The 12,371-nt window shown below is 59.5% G+C and carries 12 protein-coding genes; 2 read left to right on the top strand and 10 right to left on the bottom strand.

Going from position 1 to position 12,371, the window contains the following annotated elements; translation table 11 throughout:
- Positions 1-4: 4 nt before the first annotated feature.
- The 10 genes from I6F24_RS23860 to I6F24_RS23815 form a co-directional block, all read right to left on the bottom strand.
- Positions 5-499 carry a hypothetical protein gene (locus tag I6F24_RS23860; protein WP_225114733.1) on the bottom strand — a complete coding sequence of 165 codons (495 nt, stop codon included), beginning with the start codon at positions 497-499 and terminating at the stop codon, positions 5-7.
- Positions 500-529: 30 nt separating this feature from the next.
- A complete protein-coding gene (locus tag I6F24_RS23855; RefSeq protein WP_057026672.1) occupies positions 530-1,177 on the bottom strand; it encodes a methyltransferase in 648 nt (215 codons plus the stop codon).
- Positions 1,178-1,179: 2 nt separating this feature from the next.
- A complete protein-coding gene (locus I6F24_RS23850; protein WP_036008129.1) occupies positions 1,180-2,088 on the bottom strand; it encodes a type II secretion system F family protein in 909 nt (302 codons plus the stop codon).
- Positions 2,085-3,017 carry a type II secretion system F family protein gene (locus tag I6F24_RS23845; RefSeq protein ID WP_225150328.1) on the bottom strand — a complete coding sequence of 311 codons (933 nt, stop codon included), beginning with the start codon at positions 3,015-3,017 and terminating at the stop codon, positions 2,085-2,087. Before I6F24_RS23845 ends, I6F24_RS23850 begins: the two co-directional genes overlap by 4 nt.
- Complete coding sequence (locus I6F24_RS23840; RefSeq protein WP_036008135.1) at positions 3,014-4,396, bottom strand: CpaF family protein; 1,383 nt, start codon at positions 4,394-4,396, stop codon at positions 3,014-3,016. Before I6F24_RS23840 ends, I6F24_RS23845 begins: the two co-directional genes overlap by 4 nt.
- A complete protein-coding gene (locus I6F24_RS23835; protein WP_036031703.1) occupies positions 4,393-5,595 on the bottom strand; it encodes an AAA family ATPase in 1,203 nt (400 codons plus the stop codon). The genes I6F24_RS23840 and I6F24_RS23835 overlap by 4 nt, the downstream gene beginning before the upstream one ends.
- On the bottom strand, positions 5,595-6,563 hold the full coding sequence (gene cpaB / locus I6F24_RS23830) for a Flp pilus assembly protein CpaB (RefSeq protein WP_036031705.1): 969 nt from the start codon (positions 6,561-6,563) through the stop codon (positions 5,595-5,597). Before cpaB ends, I6F24_RS23835 begins: the two co-directional genes overlap by 1 nt.
- A 1-nt stretch (position 6,564) precedes the next feature.
- Positions 6,565-7,071: a prepilin peptidase gene (locus I6F24_RS23825; protein WP_050996277.1), complete on the bottom strand. Its 507-nt coding sequence runs from the start codon at positions 7,069-7,071 to the stop codon at positions 6,565-6,567.
- Between the two features lie 104 nt (positions 7,072-7,175).
- The gene (locus I6F24_RS23820; protein ID WP_036008144.1) at positions 7,176-7,385 is read right to left on the bottom strand and encodes a hypothetical protein; all 210 of its coding nucleotides are present in this window, start codon (positions 7,383-7,385) and stop codon (positions 7,176-7,178) included.
- 1,722 nt (positions 7,386-9,107) lie between these two features.
- Positions 9,108-9,821: a hypothetical protein gene (locus I6F24_RS23815; protein WP_036025162.1), complete on the bottom strand. Its 714-nt coding sequence runs from the start codon at positions 9,819-9,821 to the stop codon at positions 9,108-9,110.
- Between the two features lie 472 nt (positions 9,822-10,293).
- Here I6F24_RS23815 and I6F24_RS23810 point away from each other — a divergent pair, with 472 nt between their 5' ends.
- A complete protein-coding gene (locus I6F24_RS23810) occupies positions 10,294-10,635 on the top strand; it encodes an H-NS family nucleoid-associated regulatory protein (RefSeq protein WP_074448231.1) in 342 nt (113 codons plus the stop codon).
- A gap of 983 nt (positions 10,636-11,618) precedes the next feature.
- Positions 11,619-11,855, top strand: a complete 237-nt coding sequence (locus I6F24_RS23805; protein ID WP_036025141.1) for a hypothetical protein — start codon at positions 11,619-11,621, stop codon at positions 11,853-11,855.
- Positions 11,856-12,371 lie beyond the last annotated feature (516 nt).

The following is a 12,371-nucleotide window of genomic DNA, read 5'->3' as shown; positions in this document are numbered from 1 at the left end:
ACACCTACTGGAAACGTTCGGAGTAAGGCAGCGTGTACGTGCAACTGCTGGGGCACAGCACCGACGTCAACACAATCGGGGCCAAAGTGACGGTCGTCGAAAACGTAAAGTACTTGGGAGTCAAACCAAGGTTGCCGGAGTTGCAGGCTGTGCTTCCGCACATGACCTGGATGTTGCCGATGGTATGCCCGGCGACCGTTGTCTGCAGCGTCGACACCCAGGTCCCCGGGTTCGCCGGGTCGGGCGGACTCTTGTATTGAATGTATTGTCCGAATGAGCGCAAGGCCGACCACGCAGAGATAAACCGGAAGCCCGCGGCAGCGACGTCGGCAAGCGGCATCAGCAGGAACGACACCATGAAAATGTAAACGATGACTGTCTCAAACGCGACGGCGCCGCGCTGATCGGCGACGAAGGACCCTTTACGATACGCGCGCCTGCCTCCACGGGGACTTGCCACGTGCGATCGCGTCACCCGAGCCGCAGCGATCTGAACCATGTCCACCACAATCCGGCCACGCATAGCCGCTCACCAAACGTAAGGAATCACTCGCCAACGTGATGCTTCGTAACTCGAATACTCGGGGCAATTGCGCCGAAGCAGGTCTTCTTCGTAAAGGATTCGGCAGACCTGAATGCCTATATGCAGAACCAGGACCATCACCGTGACCGGTGTCAGGTATTGCAGCACGACGCCCAGCACCACGATTTCTTCGGCGACATAGAGCGGGTGCTTGATCCATCGATAGGGTCCGGTCTGGACCACCGAGCGCGCCTGCGGCACCAGGCTGAACGACCGACCCAGATGTCGGATGGTGACGAGCATCATGATCGTGCCGACCAGCACGCAAGCCGTCGATGCCAGGTTGGGCAGCGTGTCGTCGGTTTTGCCGAGGAAGCTGATCGACCACGGCAGATAGCTGCCGACGAAGGCAGCTATTCTTGGAAGCAGGCCATCGGCATGCGCCTTTGCCGGTGAGCGCGTCATGATCAACAGCGCCAGGAGCATGTAGAAGATGCCGAGGCAAAAGCTCGACAAGAGCGAGGGCCACGGATCGTGCAGCGACGCCCCAATCCTGACGGCGACGCAAAGAGCCAGCAACAAGAACCACAAGCTGCCAAGCAGCCGCATGATCCGGTCGTAAGATCCGCTCTTGGAGAGGGCAATTGTGCTCATGGCTACTTTCCGAAGCTGGCGAACGAACGCACGAGGTGAAGAACGGGACTTCCCCCCATGATGACGAACATGGCTGGGAGCAGGAACAGCACCATCGGAATGGTCAGCTTGGCGCCCAACTTGTGCGCCCTTTCTTCCAGCTTGGTGATGCGTTCCCGCCGCAGGTCGAGCGCGATACTGCGCAGCGCCTGGCCCAACGGCGTTCCGTACTGCAAGCTCTGGCTGATCATCGTGCCGAACCGGCGAAGACCATCCGAAGTGACCGCCAAATTCTCGAATGCTTCGACGCGGCTTGGCAGTATCCGGAGATCATCAAGGAGTCGGTGCAGCACCCAGGCCATGGCAGGATTGGTCGACTTCATTTCTTCGGCGACACGCCCCAGCCCGCTTTCCAGGCCCATTCCCGCCTCGCTGCACACGATCAGCAAATCGATCATATCCGGCGTGCCCAGCCGAATGGCAGCATCAAAGCGCCGCTTCATCACCGACAGAGCCAATCGCGGACCCAAGATTCCGATCACCACACCCATCAGCGTGAAGACCAGCACGTCGGCAGGTCTCCTTCCCGAAAGTTGCGCCAGAAGCAGCGCAATGACCGGCAGCGCGAACATGCTGACGATCTTGATGCCGATCCAGATCGGCAAGGTTCTATGATGATTGAATCCAGATGAGTGGAGGACCGTTCGTAGCTCCTCCAGATTCTCCTCGGCGTAGAAGCGCCGATAGCGCATGCCCAGCCACGAGAACCAACCGGTCAGGTCTTTGAAGGGGGCTGAACGGTAAGGGATACCCATCACGGCGTTTGAGACCCGCGTGTCCAATGCACGGACGTGTAGTTCGCGGATGATCAACATGAAGGCCGCCGTTCCAGCTACGACTGCGAGGGCCGCCAGCCCGAGACCAAAAGTCATAGTTCTGTTTCCCGCCTGACCATCCAACTTATCACCAGATGCCCGATGAGCACCGAGACTACCGCGTAAGCCAGAAGCTTGTTTCCGGTCGGGTCAGTGAACAGCAGATCGACGTTCTGCGGATTGGCCGCGTATAGCAATGCTCCGGCAATCAGGGGCGAGATCGTGAGTGCTCGCGAGGAAAAGATCACTTCTCCCGCCAGCGCCTTGGCGCGAGCAGCGAGCGCAACACGCTGACTCACCGTGTCGCCCAGCGTCTGCAAGGTCTCGGCCAAGCTGCCGCCGGACTTCAATTGAACCGCAAGTGTCACCGCAAACATCGCATACTCTGCCACTTGCGTTCGCCGATAGACGCCTTCGACGGCTTCCTCCGGAGGTCTTCCCAGATTCATTTCGCTGCATACGATTGCAAATTGTCCAGACGTCGGTTGCGGCATTTCGCGCGCGATGGTGCGAAATGCTTCGTGCACAGGCAGACCCGATCGAACCGTACTCGTCACCAGCTGAATGGCGTCAGGCAGCTGCCGGAAAAGTTGACTGGCGAACCGACGTTGCTGCCAGCCAAACAGACCTCGCACGACTACCACGGCGGCAATCGCAGCCGCGACAGACACGTAGAAAACGGAAAATCCCAGCAGGCGATTAGCGTAGAAGATCGCTGCTACGGCGATAGCGGCAGCAAGCAGCACATACGCCGGATGCCAGGCGTGAATCATCTCGGGCCTGTAATTGGCCAAACGGTGGAGAAGCAGATACCGGGAGCCGGTCTCCGCCCGGCGAATGGATGGCAGGCTGGCCGGATGGGAGGCCGGTAGAGCGACCGCCAGCCGGCGGTCCATGCGTCGCTCCCGGCCGTCGAGCCATAACGAGCCGACGGCTGCGCACATCGCGAGCACCAGAACAGCGACGATCACGGCCTCAGGTATCATATCTGCCTCACTGCCTCGGCCCAGGCGCGATCGAGCCCGAAATAGACGAGACGGCTCTTGAATTTCGGGACTGCAAGGGTGGCCCGGTAAGTGCCCGAGATCCGCCCATTGTCGTCCTCCTCCTGGTATTCGAATGTTGCGATGTCATTGGTGGTGATCACATCCGATTCCAGCCCCATCACCTCGCTGATCTGGATAATGCGACGTTGCCCATCGCGCATGCGTTCGACTTGCACGATGAGATCCAGTGCAGCGACGATCTGAGTTCGAATGGCTCGCGACGGCAGATTCACCTGCCCCATCTGCACCATGTTCTCGATGCGGGTCAGGGCGTCGCGAGCACTATTGGCATGGACCGTGGAGATCGAACCATCATGGCCGGTGTTCATCGCCTGCAGCATGTCAAACGCTTCGGCCCCGCGCACCTCGCCCACGACGATCCGGTCAGGACGCATGCGCAGCGCATTCCACAACAGATCGCGCTGTGTCACCTGCCCCGTGCCTTCAAGGCTGGGAGGCCGGGTCTCCAGGCTGATCACGTGCGGCTGCTGGAGCTGCAACTCCGCCGCATCCTCGATGGTGACGACGCGTTCGCTGTGATCGATGAACTGGCTCATGGCGTTGAGCAGCGTCGTCTTGCCGGACCCGGTGCCGCCGGAGACCAGGACATTGAGCCGACACCGGGCGGCAATCTCCAGCAACTGTCCGACGGCTGCGGTCATCGAGCCGTTTTCGATCAGTGCGGCGATATCCAGGCGGCGGCTCGGAAACTTTCTAATCGAGATGCAGGGGCTGTGGATCGCCAGCGGCGGGAAGATGATGTTGACGCGGCTGCCGTCGGACAAGCGGCAATCCACCATCGGACTGGATTCGTCGATGCGCCGTCCAACTTGCGCGGCAATTTTCTGGGCCACCGATGCGATGTGATCATTGTCGCGGAAGCGCACCGCGATCCGCTCCAGCTTGCCGGCTCGTTCGACATAAACGTTGCTCGGCCCGTTGATCATGATGTCGTTGATCGATTGATCGAGCAGAAGCGGACGCAGCGGCCCATAGCCGGTCATGTCGTCGGCAATCTCGTCCGCCAGTTGAAGCTGCTCGCGACCCGACAGTTCGAGCCGTTCCTCATTGGCGATGCCATGGATGATTTCCTCGATCTGGCGCCGAAGGACGTCACGCGAAACAGTTGCGGCCACCGATGGCTCAATCTGCTCAATGACGCGTTCGCGCAGCGAAGCTGGCATCACCGGCCGGTCAATCGAAGCCTCGTCGCGCCTTGAGGTTGATGCAGGCACGCTTGGCGTCGTTGCAGCCAAGCTCGGCGTCGATGCAGGCAAGCGAACCGGCGTTTCCTCGTCGCGCCTACCAAACTTTCTCATAGCCCCAGCAGCCTCCTCAGCCGTCCCTTCTGCTCGGCGCCAAGCCCCGTGATCTCCCGTACGATCGGCGCGAGATGGCGTCGCAGTGCAGATACGTGCTTCAGCGCGGGAATTCCGAGATTGACCGCCTGGGTCATGCCCTTCCCGAGATCGGGTACGACCATGTCAGGCTCTGTCCCCAACGCCTTGACCACCGCGGCCCTGGGAAGGCCCCCCGGGCGATTGGCACGGTTCAGCAAGGTGAAGACCCGATCCCTGCCGGCAATGTTGGTGACGGCGGCCCGCAGTGCGTGGGCATTGCGAAGTCCGGTCACCTCCGCCTCCAGCAGCACCAGCACGTGCCGGGAAAGAGAAATCACCGGATGGATGGATGACGGAAACGGGACCGGGACATCGACAACGATGTAGTTGAATCGTTGGCGGAGCAGGCCAAGGACGTGCCTCACGCCCGCTTCGGTGATGTCGAGCTGAGCGTCCAGCTCCTCATCGGCGGAAATCAGGCTAACCCGCTCGTTGACTGCGATTGCGGCGCGCTCGAGGAACAACGTGTCCGCCCGCATCGGGTTCTCCAGGGCGATGCGCAGGCCTGGTCCGGGCTGAACACCCAGCATCACCGCTGTTTCGCCGCCTTGAAGATGAAGATCGAGCAGCGCGACCTTGGCCTTGGTGGTCTCCGCCAGTTGCAGCGCAAGATTGATGGCGATGCTCGTTGCGCCGGCACCGCCCTGCGCGCCGCAGATCGAGATCACATGCCCGCCTCGGTCGGTCGGCGCCGGCGCACGATCGCCCAGCAGCTTTGGGCGCAGCTGGTCCAGCACCATGTCCCGCGTGATCGGTCTCGGCAGGTACTCGGTCAGGCCGAGTTCCATAAGCGCGCGATAGAAGGTGATCTCCCTGCTTTCACCGATCAGAGCCACCCGGACATCGGGCGGACAGACGCCGGCCAGCCGCTCCAGTTCGGCAAATGGATCATCGATACCACTGATGTCCGTCACCAGGGCGAATAGTTCGGTGTCCGTTTCGAGCATCCGTATGGCATTGCGGATCGTGCCCCGCTTGATCGAAATATTGCTGCCTTCAAGGCCCTTGCGCAGAGCCGCGGCACTCAATTCGTCATTGACGAAGCAGACGATTCGATTGCGGGCGACAACAGACGTCGCTTCTTCAGGAGTGCTGAGGGCCGCTATGTTAACGCTCATCAACGTTTCTCCAGCAACTTGCCTGCCTGAACCACCATCGTCGCTCCGCGGCGGGACACTTCCGACCCGTCGCAGTTGATCGGAACGTCGCCGTCGGCAGATTCCTGTTTCCTGACGGAGTATTGTTTTATCTGACCACCGGAATGAACAACGACCGCTGCTGTCCGGCCGGCAATCGCATTTTGGCGGGCGATTTCCGGCGACACATCGCAGCTGGACATGGCGCCAGTGTCCGCCGTATCCCACTGCTCGACTGCGGCCCGCACCGCCAGGGAAAGCGTTCCGAGCTGCCTTGCGACCGTGATCTTCTTGACCTGGTCCGGGGCAAGCTCCAACGATACAGTCTGCGCTTGCTTGCCGGCCACCGAGCCGGCTACCGAGCTTACGGTTCGGCCACCCTGCATGATTTCCTGGTCAATCGCGATGACTCGAACGTTTCCTAGAACGGTCTCGCTCAGGGCCCGGCGCGCGGGATCTGCCTTCTCGAACACCTGGGTCAACAAGACATCAACATGATCACCCGGCCTGATCAGCCCCGACACGCCAGACTCCTCGTCCACCTTGATGCTGATCGCGCGGCTATCCGGTGCCAGGACGCTGGCCAGGAAGCCACGATCCCGAGGTCGCAATACGTCCTGCAAGGTGATGGGACTGCCAGCGTCGACGAACTTGCGGACCAGAGAGCCGGGAAGTCCGGCCTTCGAGTCCGGTGTTTCCAGGATCGCCCCTGCGGGAAGGCGTTCAGGCGACGCCGAGCGCACGGCGAAATCTTCTTCGCGGGCCAATGTACCTTTCGACAGCGGACGTGCCGCGACAAAATACCCGACAGTCGAAGGAGGCGCCGGCCCTTGCGCCGTAACCGTTACCGGAACCTGTTTCGGCAGGTTCATGTTGTAGGCGATCAGCCCGAATGCGGTGGTTGCGAGCAAGAGCACCAGGATGATCGAGAGGCGCAACGTGGATGACATGTCAAAATCCTCTGCTCGAGATGGTCCAGATGCCACCGCACGCTATGGCCACCCCGTAAGGCAGGGGCGCGTGTCGCACGTGGCGCCAGCGCTCGATCGCGTAGACGCGCCGTGCGAGCGACGAACCGACCGGCGCCAATTTCGGATATGGCAGGACGCGCATCACCAGATGCACCAGGGCAAGAACGCCCCCGGCCAGCGCGGTTACCGCCAGCAACTCAATCAAGCCCGTCGGCGGCAGGCCAATGGCCAAAGCTACCAGTAACTTGACGTCGCCCCCGCCAATCCCGCCACGCTGGTAGAGCGCGAGCAGCAGCAGGAACAGGAGCGTCGCGGCGATGAGGGATTCGGCAAGTTGCATTGGGCTGGCAAGCTGACGGGCGATCCCGAGCAGCGCCAGCAAGAGACAGACGTCATTTCGGATCGTGCGGGTCGCGACGTCGAGCGTTGCGACATACAGCAACAACGAGATTTCCAGTATCGAGACGATGGAAGAAACCCAGCTCATGCATGCCTCAGGGTGGTGGGAAGGCACAGCAACAATAAGAATGGAGAGAAATAACATTCGGAGGGGGACACATTCCGATGCCCCCCTCTGGCCGGACGGCCGTATCAGACTGCCGCAGTAAAAGCGGTGGTGATCGCGGTGATCCCGCCTGTCAGCGCGGTTCCGATCGCACCGCCGGCCCCAACGCCGAACACAGCTGACACTGCGCCGATGATGCAAACCGCGACGATGATGTACTCGAATGACACCACGCCGTCCTGGTCCGTCCGCAGACGCTTCAACGCTTCCTTGGTCTCGATGAAATGATGCAACATAGAGGAATCCCTTCTTTCAAGATGGATTTTTCAGACACCTTGGCAACTTCAGCGGCTGCGGATTTATCTCCGGCCCCGCCAGCGACAAACTATTCATTAAATACTTATTAGCGTCAACATTTAATATATAATTCCGATTTTAAATCGACGCACTGCGAAGCGAGCCGTCACAACAATCTCAGAATCGACAAAAGCGCCGTAAATCAAATACGATAGGCCAACCAACAATCGGATCCTGGGCAGAGCGCTGGCTGGAGTCGGTAAGCAATCACCGGATTATTACGGATGAGCAGCGCTATAATAAGATTAATAGGTAATCATGTGAGGGCGATATAATCGACCGGATGCTGCGCCCCTGGCCCGCGCACATGGAGCAAATTTCGCGACCTGCGAAGGCGCGACGCAGCACATCTGTCACGACGGGTGAGGTGATCCGTTCGAAGATTCCGATCGCACTGATCGCTGCCTTGCAGCCGCATGATTCCCGTCAGTTGCACCGGTGTGCCGCAATCATAGAGGCTCCTGGACCCCACCTTGCGAGGCGGACCATCGCGGGATGGTGGTACGCTCTAGAGCGTAGCGCGCAGCCAGGACCCGTCATCATTGTTACGGGCTCGGTAGCCGGCGCATCTGCCCTGGGTGCGGGAAAAGCAAAACAACCGATTTATTTTATTATTGTATATAATCATGATGACTCCATCACAAAATTAAAAAATATGTTGGGGAAAAGAAAACCTGGGAGGTTGGAATGGAAGCTGCCCGCCGCTTTCGCGCAATGGCCTTGCTTTGCCGTCAGACTGCTGTACTCCAACCTGCGCGAAGCTGGAAATTGCTTGCAGAGGCAGAGTACTGGGAACATCTGGCCGCCGCGGCCTTAGCTCATTGAGCTTCAGTCGGGCGTTCTTTGTCTTCCGTTTTCGTCGACTTCCTAGTTAAGTCCTTTTCTGAGGCATGTGATGTCGAGTACGCGTCAAATTTCTTCTAGTGCTGTTCTGAGCGAACGGCACCAGGCGCTTCTGGAGGAGCTCAGAGAGGTGGAGAAACTTCGAAGTAAGCTCCGACATCTAGAAACAAAACCAATCGGCAGAAGGCGGCGTACCAAAGCGAGCGGCATAGCTAGAGCCGTTTAGAGACCCGCCGGATCCGAAGGATAACCCGGCTCACTCGCGCGGTCGATGCACGGATTGCCCGCGTTCCTCGCGTCCACCTCTACCTTGAAAGAGGACTGGGCGGCTTTCATCTGCGCCTAGCGAGCCTCGGCGATGACGTCGCTACGACGCGTCGCCAACCAGCCAGGCCGGGGTGCCTCACAACACTTGAACGAACTCGGCGGCGAGACCGGCCGCCCATTCAGGGTCGGGCGTTAGCTCCGACTTTCATTCGACGTTGCACTTCGGAACACCGCAACGAGCCGATCGCCTTCCCAAAGCTCAACGTCGTGCTCGTCATGCATTTGCTCGGCTCGGCGTCTCGCCGCCTGCTCGTCAATACAGTCGAGCTTTGCAGTGCAGATCACTTGCCGGCTGCCGTCCACCACGAAAACCTTATACCGCATGATGCCGTCCGATCCAAAAAGGTGACGATCATCGTACCCGAATGTCCGGTTAAGGCAGCGCCAAACTAAGTGCGATGCAACGGAACCATTGTACGTGTGTCAGTTCGGCGATACCTGCTCGTTCAATCCGTCGGTCGCGCGGCGGCAGTACCTCGTATGTCGCCACCTCAGTGGCGTAGTCTCACTGCGTGCCGAAGCGTGTGGCTCGAGCTTAAGAGCGAGAGGCCACCAAGCGTCATCAGCAGCCCACCGAGCCAGCCCGTCCAGCTGCGCGCTTCGTCGTGCCCCTCTGCAGTGCGCGGGCCCAGCGGCATATCTTGAGGTGGGTCGGCAGGCGCGGCGGCGAGAAACTGCCCAACGTTGACTTGATCCGGCACGGAGTGTTCGCGCTTGAGCTGGTTGCGGGGAATATCTCCGACGGGAGCCGCCGACATCAGGGTAGCACCCGTGCCGAGATCGGAAGTGGCATCTGCTACCTGCATTGCAGGCGTCTGGGATTGCTCGGGCGGTGCAGAGCGCAGCAACTCCGCGCGCGCATCAACGATCACGCTCCGCGTGGTCTGCGTGGTCCGGTTCTCGTCGAAACTGGCGCTACGGTCTTTGGCCGCGGGAGCCCGAATGGGTTTCTTCACCGTCGCGATGCCCTCGGCCAGGAACCAGCATCTGCGACGACCGTCCGTTCGGTAGACCCAATGCTGTCCGCCACTGGTCGAGGTACCGGGACGCGGCGCGCATTCGGCTTGCGGCGGAGGGGTGGTTACCGTGGGTTGGGACGTAGCAGTATTGAAGAAGTCGGTTAGAGGATTGGAAGACGCAGGCGTCGCCGAAAAACCTCCGACAAGGAGCAAACTGGCGAAGTACAATCGCAAATGTCCGGACATCGGAAACTCCCGGGTGCGCCCCGCTTGAGCCTTAGCGGCGACAACGGCCCCCATGCGGCTTAAATCGGGCAACGCGATGAATTAATGGTATTCTTGGCCACCTAATTTATATGCCGGTCCAGTACTCCAGGGATGCCTGCAACAAGGATAGGCCGATGGATTCATCGGTCATCTGAGTTGCGCCGGGCCTCGATCCGCGGCGTAGCCGCCCGGTCGATTGCGATAGTTGCGCCCGTTCCCGAACACCAAAGCAAAACTTGCCGAGAGATGAGTTCGTGGATGTCGCGATACGTGGACACCCCCGCTACGAATTGAATACTCCATCGCGATATTGCCATCGTCGCGCCTTTCTCCCTACCACCTAGCGGATTTAAATGTGGATTGTGCGATCAATATTTAACTGGCGGCTTGCCTGCTCCCTGATTCCCGACTTGTGTGCCCGGGCCTTCTGCCCAAGATTCGGATTGGAGCCATGAACACCGCGCATTTTAATTCGCTCTCCGTTGACGAGCTCTGGACCCTTCACCAAGAGGTCGCCGCCAAACTCACTCAGAAAATGTTGGTGCAAAAAGCACGTTTGGAGGAAAGGCTGCGCAGCATTAGACTGGCCAGCGAGGTCACACGGCTCAATTACAAGCGGCGTCGTCCATATCCGCCCGTCCGTCCCAAATATCGCAATCCGAAGAACCCAGCGGAGACATGGTCGGGTCGTGGCAGGCAGCCGCGATGGCTGCGGCCGCAGCTTCGAAGCGGCCGAGACTTGGACGATTTCCTGATCGATCAGGCTTCAGCTCAAAAGCGCCAGACAAATTGAGCGCCGATTGCGGCATTTTGGGTTGGGAATGCTGGCGCCGGCTGTTTCCCGATCTGAGATTTTCACATTATCGTTTTAACGCGGGTCATGACTATGGTTGGAGCCATTGGCCGTAGCGACCGCACTTGCGATCCGGCTGACGGTCTCGCTGAATCGCTCGGGGGGCCCGCGGCGCAGTGAAGACATCGACGAGAACTCAAGCGCACGATGGCCCGACTCTAGTCGTGATGCTCTCTGAAGTGCCGCCTAACCGCATTCCACGCTCGAAGGGCTGGAAGGAGGAGGACGACGAAAAGAACTCTGATTGCAACTGGAGTCATCCCGCGCTGCAGGAGTGGTGGTTCGCGACCATCCGAGCGACCGGCCGTCGTGTTGATCGTCGCCGGAGATGGAATTGCTGCGTGCCGAGTAGGTGCCGGTCTGCGCGAGGGCAGGACAGCTACAACGAACAGAACGTTCACCAGCAGCCATATTCCCACTATGAGAAGGACACTACGCACGAGAACGACCATCGTTGATCTAATCTGCCGAGCTTATTCCTGCCTCATGCCCGGCACGCAGCCGGCAACACTGCGTTCGCGGACGGAACCGCTTCGCTGCAGCCGGCACATTTGGCATCCGCCGATGCCATCGGGCCCTGAGCGCTTCGCAAACGCCCAGGATCGCTCGCAGCCTAGTCGGGCGCAACACTCGCGTCTGTGCGCTTTCGAACATTCATGCCCCTTCAGGTATGCCCGTTCTGTGCATCATCGGGCGAGAGCCGGACAGAGATCGCTCATCAGCCAGGACGGCCGACCTCAGCCCGCAGTCCCTGAACAGGGGCCGGGTCATGGAGCATGGCCAAATATCGCAGCACGATGAGCGACGAATTTGGCCGTCCGCATCGAACCAGTATCGAGTTTCGGCAGTTGACCCCCGGTGAATCCGAACAAGCAAACTGATTGTTCGGGCCGAGGATAATATTAAAAGCTACGCCGGCACACATGAAGGACCTCCGACGACGTTTGGAAAAGGTCCGCGCTGACGCGAGAGAATTTACGCTGATGAGTCAGCGGGCGACGGACATAGAGAAGCGCGAGCTGTTCAAGCGCTTGGCGGATGAGCTCGCCTTCGAGGCTCTCGAGCTCGAGCTGATCGTGAAGAAAAATCAGCCACCTGATCCGTGCGACAAGCACGAGGTCGTGGAATTTACGTTACCCTCTCAGCGAAAGCGCGGCTGACGCGAAAGAGGTTAAGCCGGCTAGTTCGTGCGTGCATAAAGGATCTTTGCGCATGACTCCGCCAGCGATCGCTGCGCCGCCGCATCGAACTGCGCATTGCGCTTCGCGGGCCCAGATCCGGAACATTCTGGTTCTGGTTCTGCAGCAAGCGGTATCTTGCTGCGCCGGACAGAACACACCGTCCGTTTTGCCCGCTCCGATTTCCTATTCTACGACAAGCATGTGACCGACTTGTCCCATCGGATCTGCGCGCTGTATCGAATGGGTGAAGATATAGAAACTAGGGAAACACCAGCTAGCAAACCGGCCGTGTCCACTCCAACAAAAACGTCGCACCAGACGCGCTTTGCTCTATCGAAGAATTCAAAAAAGCCCTTGCGGGCTTAAAGGTGGTGGGCGCACCAGGGCTCGAACCTGGGACCCGCTGATTAAGAGACACGCCGCTGGCCTTGATTTCTCAAGAGAATTTTTCCAACTGAACCAATATCCGATCATTGGAGATCAATGGCTTACAGT

Source organism: Bradyrhizobium sp. BRP23 (genome assembly GCF_020194135.1).
GTDB lineage: Bacteria > Pseudomonadota > Alphaproteobacteria > Rhizobiales > Xanthobacteraceae > Bradyrhizobium > Bradyrhizobium yuanmingense.
Note: the sequence above shows the minus strand (reverse complement) of the source record. Positions and strands in the feature narration are given on the sequence as shown.

Coding starts and splice junctions, on each gene's coding strand:
- I6F24_RS23860 (WP_225114733.1), bottom strand. CDS start 499: ATGGTTCAGATCGCTGCGGCTCGGGTGACGCGATCGCACGTGGCAAGT.
- I6F24_RS23855 (WP_057026672.1), bottom strand. CDS start 1,177: ATGAGCACAATTGCCCTCTCCAAGAGCGGATCTTACGACCGGATCATG.
- I6F24_RS23850 (WP_036008129.1), bottom strand. CDS start 2,088: ATGACTTTTGGTCTCGGGCTGGCGGCCCTCGCAGTCGTAGCTGGAACG.
- I6F24_RS23845 (WP_225150328.1), bottom strand. CDS start 3,017: ATGATACCTGAGGCCGTGATCGTCGCTGTTCTGGTGCTCGCGATGTGC.
- I6F24_RS23840 (WP_036008135.1), bottom strand. CDS start 4,396: ATGAGAAAGTTTGGTAGGCGCGACGAGGAAACGCCGGTTCGCTTGCCT.
- I6F24_RS23835 (WP_036031703.1), bottom strand. CDS start 5,595: ATGAGCGTTAACATAGCGGCCCTCAGCACTCCTGAAGAAGCGACGTCT.
- cpaB (WP_036031705.1), bottom strand. CDS start 6,563: ATGTCATCCACGTTGCGCCTCTCGATCATCCTGGTGCTCTTGCTCGCA.
- I6F24_RS23825 (WP_050996277.1), bottom strand. CDS start 7,071: ATGAGCTGGGTTTCTTCCATCGTCTCGATACTGGAAATCTCGTTGTTG.
- I6F24_RS23820 (WP_036008144.1), bottom strand. CDS start 7,385: ATGTTGCATCATTTCATCGAGACCAAGGAAGCGTTGAAGCGTCTGCGG.
- I6F24_RS23815 (WP_036025162.1), bottom strand. CDS start 9,821: ATGTCCGGACATTTGCGATTGTACTTCGCCAGTTTGCTCCTTGTCGGA.
- I6F24_RS23810 (WP_074448231.1), top strand. CDS start 10,294: ATGAACACCGCGCATTTTAATTCGCTCTCCGTTGACGAGCTCTGGACC.
- I6F24_RS23805 (WP_036025141.1), top strand. CDS start 11,619: ATGAAGGACCTCCGACGACGTTTGGAAAAGGTCCGCGCTGACGCGAGA.